The organism is Corynebacterium frankenforstense (assembly GCF_030211955.1).
Taxonomy (GTDB): Bacteria; Actinomycetota; Actinomycetes; order Mycobacteriales; family Mycobacteriaceae; genus Corynebacterium; species Corynebacterium frankenforstense_A.
Map to the genome: position 1 here is coordinate 1 of NZ_JASODI010000034.1, position 9586 is coordinate 9586.

The 9586-nt window shown below is 72.3% G+C and carries 7 protein-coding genes; 1 reads left to right on the forward strand and 6 read right to left on the reverse strand.

From position 1 onward, the window contains the following. Positions 1–101 precede the first annotated feature (101 nt). The 6 genes from QP119_RS11340 to purB all read right to left on the reverse strand — a co-directional run bounded on the left by QP119_RS11340 (position 102) and on the right by purB (position 8795). Positions 102–830 carry a DUF2334 domain-containing protein gene (locus QP119_RS11340; RefSeq protein WP_284776264.1) on the reverse strand — a complete coding sequence of 243 codons (729 nt, stop codon included), beginning with the start codon at positions 828–830 and terminating at the stop codon, positions 102–104. Between the two features lie 60 nt (positions 831–890). Beyond that, entirely contained in the window at positions 891–3134 is a 2244-nt protein-coding gene (locus tag QP119_RS11345; protein ID WP_284776266.1) for a S9 family peptidase, read from the reverse strand. A 47-nt stretch (positions 3135–3181) separates the two neighbouring features. Beyond that, positions 3182–3883 (reverse strand): aminotransferase class IV, encoded by a 702-nt coding sequence (locus QP119_RS11350; RefSeq protein ID WP_284776267.1) that lies wholly within the window; start codon positions 3881–3883, stop codon positions 3182–3184. Continuing rightward, positions 3880–6024, reverse strand: coding sequence for a chorismate-binding protein (locus QP119_RS11355; RefSeq protein WP_284776268.1), 2145 nt, complete (start codon positions 6022–6024; stop codon positions 3880–3882). Before QP119_RS11355 ends, QP119_RS11350 begins: the two co-directional genes overlap by 4 nt. A 293-nt stretch (positions 6025–6317) precedes the next feature. Next, positions 6318–7214: a phosphoribosylaminoimidazolesuccinocarboxamide synthase gene (locus tag QP119_RS11360; RefSeq protein WP_284776269.1), complete on the reverse strand. Its 897-nt coding sequence runs from the start codon at positions 7212–7214 to the stop codon at positions 6318–6320. A 141-nt stretch (positions 7215–7355) separates the two neighbouring features. After that, positions 7356–8795, reverse strand: a complete 1440-nt coding sequence (gene purB, locus QP119_RS11365) for an adenylosuccinate lyase (RefSeq protein ID WP_284776271.1) — start codon at positions 8793–8795, stop codon at positions 7356–7358. 440 nt (positions 8796–9235) lie between these two features. Here purB and QP119_RS11370 point away from each other — a divergent pair, with 440 nt between their 5' ends. After that, the gene (locus QP119_RS11370) at positions 9236–9559 is read left to right on the forward strand and encodes a hypothetical protein (RefSeq protein WP_284776272.1); all 324 of its coding nucleotides are present in this window, start codon (positions 9236–9238) and stop codon (positions 9557–9559) included. Positions 9560–9586 lie beyond the last annotated feature (27 nt).

Genomic DNA, 9586 nt, shown 5'->3' on the forward strand with positions numbered 1-9586 from the left:
CCCCGCGGCGGGCGCGCTTCATCTCTGTGTCATTCCCCGTCATCCCCCGGCGCGCACCGCCCACGGGGCGGAGCGCGGCGACGGCGAGGGGCGGGACGTCGTCAATTGGAGGGCGTGGTCTCCGCGACGAGCTCGGCGTAGGAGGCCGGCCGGGCGCCACCCTCGGCGGCGGCGACGGCGGCGGCCACGAAGTCGCGGGCGACCTTCTCCTCGGCGAGGTTGCGCGCCGAGGCCGAGAGCCGGATCGTGTTGCCCTTCTTCGCGCCGCGGCGGGCGGCCTTGATGATGTTGCGACGCCACCAGCCGGGCGAGCCGAAGCCCTCGCCGACGGACAGGTTGCGCGAGGAGACCAGGCGCCAGGCCCCGGCGTCCTTGTCGTCGTCCGGGTCCGGCTCGCGCAGGTAGACGCCGCGGGTGGAGCCGATCAGCCGGAAGCCGAACTCGTCGGCGACCTCGAGGGTGCCGGGCGAGAGCCGCCAGCGCGGCGGGGCGAACAGGTCGGTGACCACGCCGAGGCTGGCCATCTGGCGGGTCGCACCCTTCAGGCGCAGGCGGGCCTCGTGGGCGGGCAGGTCGTCGAACTCGGCGCGGCGGCCCTGGACGGCCTGGTCGAAGCCGTTGAGCAGGATCGCCCGCCCGGCGTCACGCTCCGCGCGCACCCAGTCGAGCGTCTCGGGATCCTTGGCCAGGTGCCAGTCGCCGTCGATGTGCGGGGCGATCAGCAGGCTCGTGGTCAGGCCCTCGGAGTCGAGGTCGGCGAGCGTGCGGGCCGCAGCCGGCAGGGTGTCGCGGAAGATAGATGAGATGGACACCAACAGCCGACCGTTCATGAAAAGCGATTATCCCACCCGTGCGCGCTCCTGTCTCGGCGAGGCGGGCGGGACGCGGCGTCAGGCGCGCAGGCCCGTGGCCTCGTGCACGATCCAGGCGTACTCGAAGGCCGTCTGGCGCCAGCGGGCGTAGCGGCCCGAGACACCGCCGTGGCCGGCGGACATCTCCGTCTTGAGCAGGAAGTTGCCGCGGGCCGTCGCACGCAGCCGCGCGATCCACTTCGCCGGCTCGACGTAGAGCACGCGGGTGTCGTTGAGCGAGGTCACCGCCAGGATGTCCGGGTAGTCCTTCGGCTCGACGTTCTCGTAGGGCGCGTACGAGGCCATGTAGCGGTAGACCTCCGGGTCGTGCAGCGGGTCGCCCCACTCGTCCCACTCGGTGACCGTCAGCGGCAGCTCCGGCATGAGCATCGAGGTCAGCGGGTCGACGAAGGGCACCACCGCGAGGATGCCGCGGAAGCGGTCGCCGGCCATGTTGGCCACCGCGCCGGCGAGCATGCCGCCGGCCGAGCCGCCCTCCATGACCAGGCGGTCCGGGGCGGTCATGCCGCGGTCGATGAGGTCGTCGGCCACCGCGATGAAGTCGGTGAAGGTGTTCTTCTTCTCCAGCTGCTTGCCGTGGTCGTACCAGGCGCGGCCCATCTCGCCGCCGCCGCGCACGTGCGCGATGGCGAAGACCATGCCGCGGTCCAGAAGCGACAGCCGCGAGACCGAGAACGCCGGGTCCGTGGCCGACTCGTAGGAGCCGTAGCCGTAGAACAGCGTCGGGCGCGGCTCGGCCAGCGGGTCGACGTCGGTGCGGTGCACCACGGAGACCGGGATCTCCGCGCCGTCCGAGGCCGTGGTCCACAGCCGGTAGGCGGTGTAGCGCGACGGGTCGTAGCCGCCGAGGACCTCCTGCTGCTTGAGCAGGGTCCGCTCGCCGTCGGCCACCCGGTACTGCAGCAGCTGCGCCGGGGTGGTGAACGAGCCGTAGGACAGGCGCACCACCGGCGCGTCCCACTCGGGGTTGCCCACCACGCCGACGGTGTAGAGCTCCTCGTCGAAGGTGATCTCCTCGAAGGTGCCGAAGCCTCGCTCGTCGACCTCGCCGGTCAGGCGCATCACCGCCGCGCGCCCGATGCCCTCGGCGCGGTAGCCCAGGAAGATCTGGTCGCGGTAGCAGTCCACGCCCTCGACACGGGCGGACTCGCTGTGGGCGACCAGCTCGTGCATGTCCTCGAAGGCCGGCAGCTCCTCGCCGAGCGTGCCCACCGGGCACTCGGCGACCGCGGAGTTCGGGCCGGTGGCGTTGTGGGTGACCACCCAGCGGTCCACGCCGCCGACGACGGCGTGGTCGACGTCGTACTCGACGCCGTCGCGGCGCGGCCAGAGCACCGTGAAGTCGGACTCCGGCTCGTCGACCGGGGCGACCCACGCCTCGGTGGTCAGCTTCGAGCTGGTGACGATGAACATGTACTTGCGCGAGCGCGTCGAGCCGACCCCGACGTTGAAGCGGGCGTTGTCCTCGCGGAAGACGCAGACGTCCTCGGACTGCGGGGTGCCCAGGCGGTGGCGCCACACGGCGTCGGGCCGCCAGGCGTCGTCGACGGTGGTGTAGAACAGGAAGCCCTCGCCGGCCCAGGCCGCGCCGTAGAAGATGTTCTCCAGGCGGTCCTCGAGCAGCTCCCCGGTCTCGAGGTCCTTGACACGCAGCTCGAAGCGCTCGTCGCCGGCGGTGTCCACCGAGTAGGCCAGCAGCCGCCCGGAGTCGGTGACCGAGGAGGCGCCGAGGGCGAAGAACTCGTGGCCCTCCGCCAGCTCGTTGAGGTCGAGGATGATCTGCTCGCCCTCGGGGCGGCCCTCCTCCGGGATGACCGGCGGGGTCCAGGGGTCGGCCTCCTTGTCGACGGGGATGCGGCAGGAGAAGCCGTAGTCGCGGCCCTCCTCGGTGCGCCCGTAGTACCACCAGTCGCCGGAGCGCTGCGGCACGGACATGTCGGTCTGCTTGATGCGCGAGGAGATCTCGGCGTAGATGTTGCCGCGCAGCGTCTCCAAGCCGGCGGTGGCGGCCTCGGTGTGGGCGTTCTCCGCCTCGAGGTAGGCGATCGTCTCCGGGTCGCCCTTGTCGCGCAGCCACTCGTAGTCGTCCATGAAGCTGATGCCGTGGTGCAGGCGCTCGACGGTGCGCACCGGGGCCACCGGCGCGGCGGGCACCTCGGCACCGCCGGCGGCGTCGCGCCCACCGGCGACGTCGGGAAGCTCGGGCAGCTCCTGGGTCGCGGGCACCGGTTCGACGGGATGATCGGGTCGGGAGGAAGTCATGGGACCCGATGCTAGTGATCACGCCGCTTCCCGCGACGCGGGGCGTTCTAGACGGCGCGGCGGCGCCGGTCCAGCGCGCTGCGCGCCGCGGCGACCTCGCCCGGGTCGCGCCGCGGGCACGCCACCTTCTCCCCGTCCGCGCCGATCCACGCAGTGACCTCGGTGATCTCCTGCAGCGAGCTGAGCGCCCAGCAGGCCATGGTGGGCGCGTCCGCCAACGCCACGTCGCGCTCGCCGACGATGACCCCCACGGCGTCGGCAAGCTCTCTGACGGTGACGGAGTCGAGGCGCGGGCCCGTGGGCAGCACGGGCTCGTCGCCGGCAAAGAAGATGAGCGCGGCGTTGGCGGCCTCGCGCACGCGGCCGTCGGCGTGCAGCACGGCGTCGTCGGCGCCGCGAGCGACGGCCTCGGCGCGCAGGCGCTGCAGCACATCCATGTCCGGCCCCTTGACCTGCGGACACGTGCGCGGGTCGGGCTCGGGCGGGGCCCACAGCGCCGTCTCGGTGCGCGTGCGCGGGGCCGGCCGCAGCCGCAGCGTGAAGCCGTCGGCGGCCTCGATGCGCGGGAACCACGCGCCCTCGGCGGCGCAAGCGGCGCGCACGGCGGCGTCGAACTCCGCCGGCACGTGCGTGCCCAGGAGATTTCCGACGCCCCGGTGGAACCGTTCGAGGTGCCGTTCCAGCCCGGTGGCGTACCCGTCCACGACGAGCCAGGAGTCCATGACGGTGGGCGTGTTCGTTGCGGTCATTGCGGGAAGATCACCTCTGCGATCGGGGCGAGGGCGGCGGACTTGGCTTTCAGTTCCTCGTACTCGGCGTCCGGGTCCGACAGGGCGAGGACCGCACCGCCGACACCGTAGTGCAGGTCGGTGCCGTGCGCGACGAGCGTGCGGATCGGCATGGCGAAGCGGGCGGTGCCGTCGACACCGATGTGCCCGACGGCCCCGGAGTAGACGCCGCGGGCGGAGTCCTCGAGGCGGTCGAGGATCTCGAGGGTGCGGGCCTTCGGCGCGCCGGTCATGGAGCCGCCCGGGAAGGCCGCGCGCAGCACCTCGATCGCGGTCACGTCGGCGCGCGGGGTCGACTCGACGGTGGTGACCAGCTGGTGGACGGTCGCGTAGGTCTCGACGTCGAAGGCGACCGGCACGCGCACGCTGCCCGGCTCGGCGGTGCGTGCCAGGTCGTTGCGCACGAGGTCGGCGATCATGAGGTTCTCCGCGCGGTCCTTCGGGGATTCGGCCAGGTCGGCGCGCAGGGCGGCGTCCTCGGCCGCGGTGCGCCCGCGCGGGCGGGTGCCCTTGATCGGCTTGGAGCGGGTGACGCGGCGGGTGGGGTGGGCCGGGTCGGTTCGGTGGGTCGGGTCGGTTCGGTGGGTCGGGTCGGGGTCGACGGTGAGGAAGACCTCCGGGGAGGTCGAGAGCACCTGGAGCGCGGCATTCCTGTGATTCGGCGCCGGCGCGGGGTGGCCGTCCGCGGCCTGCGGGTGCAGGTCCGCGGCGGCGAAGCGCAGGTAGGAGCCGAAGGGGCTCGGGTTGTGTGCGCGCAGCGCGAGGTAGTGGTCGAGGCCGACCTCGCCGGTGCCGATCAGGGCGGTGGTCAGGCAGGCCTCGTAGGTCTCGCCCTGCTCGATCGCGCGCTGGATGGTGGCGATGCGGCGCAGGTACTCGCCTCGCCCGGCACTCTCGACGAGGCGCAGGCGCGGCGGGGCGGCCGGGGTGGCGGCGGTTGGGGCGGCGGCCGAGGCGGCGGCCGGTTCCGCGGTCAGGGTGGCGCGCAGCCGGGCCTCGGTCTCGTCGAACCAGGTCTCGTGGCCGCTCCCCGCGTCCCCGTCCCCGGCGTCGGCCGCGTAGGCGAAGAGCCAGGCGGCCCCGTCGGTGACGACCACGCCGCGGTCGGCGAAGATCAGCGCGGCGTCCGGGTACGGCGCCCGGTGCACCGCGGCTCCGGCATCACCGCCGGGCATGCACTGGCCCTTGAGCTCGTAGCCCAGGTAGCCGATCCACCCCGGGCCCACCGGGCACTCCCCCGCCGACTGACCGCGCGGGGTCGCCGCGGCGAGGAACTCGAAGACGTCGCCGGGCCAGCTCACCCCGTCCACGGTGACGGTCCCGGCCGCGACGTCGGCGGTGACGGTGCGGGCACGGGGACCGGAGGTGTCAGCGAGCACGCTGGGGCCGCCGCATGCGTCATCAAGCCAGACGGCGGTGGGTGAGGCGGCGAACAACGCCTCGAACGCGGCCGCGGGGTCCGGGCGGAAGGGCAGGCGGCGGGTGCGCACGCGCGGGCGGTGCGCGGCGTTCCACGCGGCGGCCAGGCGCAGAAAGTTGCCGAGCAGCCGCAGGCCGCCGGCGGCGTCGAGGGACTCGGGGTGGAACTGCACTCCCCACCAGGGCCGACCGGGGAAATCGCAGGCCATCGCGGTGCCGTCCTCGGCGCGCGCGGTGACCACGAGGGAGTCGGGGACCGGCTCGAGCACGGCCAGCGAGTGGTAGCGCACGCAGCGCAGCGGGCTGGGCAGGCCGGTGAAGAGCCCGGTCGCGCCGTGGGTGACCTCGGCGGTGCGGCCGTGGACCGGGGCGAGCTCGTCGACGCGCGCGCCCAGGGTGTGGGCCATGAGCTGGTGGCCGAGGCAGACGCCGAGGACGGGGATGTCCGCCGCGAGAACCGTCGGGCAGGTGCCGACGTCGGCGGCGCGCTGCGGGCGGCCCGGGCCGGGCGAGAGCACCGCGGCGTCGAATGTCTCGACCTCCGCGCGGGTCAGGGCGGCCTGGTGGTCGCGCACCGTGACGGTCGCGCCGCAGCGGCGCAGCTGTTCGGCGAGGATGTGGGTGAACGAGTCGCGGTTGTCCACGAGCAACAGCCGCATGGCGGCGCCGGCCGGGCTGGTCATGCGGAAAGCATAGAGCGGGCGGGGCGGGTCGCCGCGTGGTGGGTCGGGTGTGGTCGGCGATCGGGTGGGGTTGGTGGGGCGCGTGGGGTCGGCGGGCGGTGTCGGCGGCGCAGCCGGGCGGGGTTGACGGCGCAGCGGGGCACGGTTTTACCGACCCCCGGTCGGTACCCGAAAAGCGCCCATCCCTGACCTGCGACGATGCAGGCCTCCTTTCAGGATTACCGCCCCGCACCCGGTAAAACCGGCGGCGGGCGGTGGGGTGCCCCCGATCCCCCGACCCCCGAGCGGACCCCTTACTCGGAGTCCGTGCCGAACCAGCTGGTGAAGGACTTGCCGGAGACCAGCTCGTAGGCCTCGACGTAGCGGTCGCGCGTGGCCTCGACCACGGAGCCCGGCAGTGCCGGCGGCTTCTCGTCGGAGTCGCGGTTCCAGCCCGACTCCGGGCCGGTCAGCCAGTCGCGCACGAACTGCTTGTCGAAGCTCGGCTGCACCTTGCCCGGCTGGTAGCCCTCGGCGGGCCAGTAGCGCGAGGAGTCCGGGGTGAGCACCTCGTCGGCGAGCACCAGGTTGCCCTCGGGGTCCAGGCCGTACTCGAACTTGGTGTCGGCCAGGATCACGCCGCGCTCCTCGGTGACGGCCGCGGCCTGCCGGTAGATCTTCAGCGTGGTGTCGCGGAGCTCCTCGGCGCGCTCGCGGCCGAGCTTGTCCACCATCACGTCGAACGAGACGTTCTCGTCGTGGTCGCCCAGCTCGGCCTTGGTGGCCGGGGTGAAGATCGGCTCGGGCAGCTTGTCCGCCTCGCCGAGGCCCGCGGGCAGCTCGACGCCGCAGACGCTGCCGGTCGCCTTGTACTCGCGCAGGCCGGAACCGGTCAGGTAGCCGCGCGCGACGCACTCGAAGGGCAGCATCTCCAGCTTGCGGCAGACCATCGCCCGGCCCAGCGCGGACTCGGGGATGCGCTCGTCGTCGGCCGGGCCCGCCAGGTGGTTCGGGAAGTCGATCTGATCGAAGAAGAAGAAGCTCATGGCCGTCAGGATCCGACCCTTGTCCGGGATCTCGGTGTCCAGGATGTGGTCGTAGGCGGAGATCCGGTCGGTGGCGAGCATCAGCAGGTGATCCTCGTCCACCTCGTAGATCTCGCGGACCTTGCCGGCGGTCAGGTGCGTGTACTCGGAGAGGTCAGGACGCATGGACCGAAGTGTATTACCCGCCCCGGGCGCGCGGTAATCGGCGGCGACCCCCGCCACCACCCACTCCCCCACTTTCCGACGTCCCGTCCCACGCCGCACCGCGCCCACGGTGCCGTGGGCGCGGCGTCGGCAAGCGTCGTTTTACAGGATCTCCTGGCCCCGGTAGGCGGCGGCCTCCGGGTGGGCCTGGGCGAGCTCGTCGACGCGGGCGATCACGCGGTCGACCTGCGACTGGGCGGCGCCGATGAAGGCGTGGCGGTCGGCCAGCGCGGCGTCGAGCTGGGCCTTGTCCAGCGGCAGGCGGTCGTCGGCGGCCAGCCGCTCGACGAGGTCCTGGCCGGCGCCGTTCTCGCGCATGTTCAGGGCGACGGCGACGGCGTTCTCCTTGATGACCTCGTGGGCGGTCTCACGTCCGACCCCGGCGCGCACGGCGGCCATCAGGATGCGGGTGGTGGCCAGGAACGGCAGGTAGCGCTCGAGCTCGCGGTCGATCATCGCGGGGAAGGCGCCGAACTCGCCGAGCACGGTCAGGAAGGTCTCGAGCATGCCGTCGGCGGCGAAGAAGGCGTCCGGCAGCGCGACGCGGCGGACCACGGAGCAGAAGACGTCGCCCTCGTTCCACTGCTGGCCGGCCAGGTCGGCGGCCATCGACTGGTAGCCGCGCAGGATGACCTGGAAGCCGCAGACGCGCTCGCAGGACCGCGCGTTCATCTTGTGCGGCATCGCCGAGGAGCCGACCTGCCCCTCCTTGAAGCCCTCGGTGACCGTCTCGTTGCCGGCCATCAGGCGGATCGTGGTGGCCAGGGAGCTGGGGCCGGCGCCGAGCTGGGTCAGCGCGGACAGGGCGTCGTAGTCCAGGGAGCGGGGGTAGACCTGGCCGACGGAGTCGAAGGTGCGGTCCAGGCCGAGGTGGCCGGCGATGCGGTGCTCGAGCTCGGCGAGCTTGGTCTCGTCGCCGTCGAGCAGGTCGAGCATGTCCTGGGCGGTACCCATGGGGCCCTTGATGCCGCGCAGGGGGTAGCGGGAGATCAGGTCGTCGAGGCGGGCGACGGCGACGAGCATCTCGTCGGCCGCGGAGGCGAAGCGCTTGCCCAGCGTGGTGGCCTGGGCGGCGACGTTGTGGGAGCGGCCGGCCATGACCAGGTCGCGGTAGGTGGCGGCGCGCTCGGCGATGCGCGCGAGCACGGAGACGGCCTTGTCACGCACCAGGGTCAGGGAGCGGTGGATCTGCAGCTGCTCGACGTTCTCGGTCAGGTCGCGGCTGGTCATGCCCTTGTGGATGTGCTCGTAGCCGGCGAGCGCGTTGAACTCCTCGATGCGGGCCTTCACATCGTGGCGGGTGACCCGCTCGCGCGCGGCGATGGACTCGAGGTCGACGTTGTCGACCTGCGCCTCGTAGGCGGCGATGGCCTCCCCGGGCACCTCGACGCCGAGGTCGCGCTGCGCGCGCAGCACCGCGATCCACAGGCGTCGCTCCAGGACGATCTTGTGCTCCGGGCTCCACAGCTCCGTCAGCTCGGGGGAGGCGTAGCGGGACGCCAGGACATTCGCGATCTGCTTCTTCTCAGCCATGTCCCCCATTATTGCCGACGCCCGCGCCCCACCCCCGTGGCGCACCCCGTGCGGTGGAGTGGGTGGTGGGGTGTGGATCCCGTGCGCCCTCCGCGTGGGAGCTGGTTCCCTCCGCCGACACGACAAGCGCGCCCCATGTGCCCCACCTGCACCACGACCGGTGCTCGCGGCCTCCCCTTTGGGTTTTTCTGGGCATTTTGTTGCGTTTTGTCCGAGGCCTCAAAATCTGACCTGCGAAAACGCCGAACCAGCCCGACAAACCTACCCAAAATGCCCACGAGCACCAGGCCAGAAGCCCACGCCCCACGCACACCGGGCCCTGGATCCCGCACCCACCACCCAAACCCCAAAAACCCACCCAACCCCCTCCCCACCCCACCTCTCCGGTTGCGCCACCCCACCCCGAGTGATTCAGCGCACTTATGGATCTCGGGGGAGAACTTCTCGTCATGCGCGCCCTGGGGAAGCGCGTCCGCAACCGCATCTACGCCGACCACCGCGCGGGCCGCATGATCCGCCTCGCGCCCGGCGTCTTCGTGGCCAAGAGCGAGTGGCGCGAGCTCAAACGAACCGCACGCGCGATGTTCCACGCCGCCGCGGCACAGATCTCGCTTCCCGGCAGCGTCATCACGGGGCAGACGGGCTCACTGATCAACGGCCTCCACCTGCACATTTCCGACCGCGACATCACCGTCGACGTCCTCCTCCCCCAAAACGCCCACGTGGGGTTGCCCGCAAATGGTGGACACGTAGTGGAGCTACCTCATAGTTAGGCAGCTGTTTCTTCTTCGTTGGTGGTC